This is a genomic window from Streptococcus sp. HMSC076C09, from assembly GCF_001837905.1.
Classification (GTDB): Bacteria; Bacillota; Bacilli; order Lactobacillales; family Streptococcaceae; genus Streptococcus; species Streptococcus parasanguinis_I.
On record NZ_KV834631.1, the window covers coordinates 1 to 224 of the forward strand.

The 224-nt window shown below is 38.8% G+C and carries 1 pseudogene; it reads left to right on the forward strand.

The annotated features are described in order from the left end of the window. Positions 1-224, forward strand: a pseudogene (locus HMPREF2704_RS11435) (site-specific integrase); the annotation flags it as partial.

Genomic DNA, 224 nt, shown 5'->3' on the forward strand with positions numbered 1-224 from the left:
GCCTTTGTTGGCTTAAGACCATCAGAAGCATGTAACGTAAGACGTGAAGATAGTCCTCTAGGACCAGGTATTTTATTTCACCAAAGTGATGGCCAAGTATTTAAGATAGAAATTGACTTACGAAAAGAAATACCTCTTAGGAGCGATTTAAAGCCGACTGGACGGATTAAAAAGGAAAGACTTCAAGCAGTACCTTATATCTTCTTGGAGGTCTTTTTAGACAC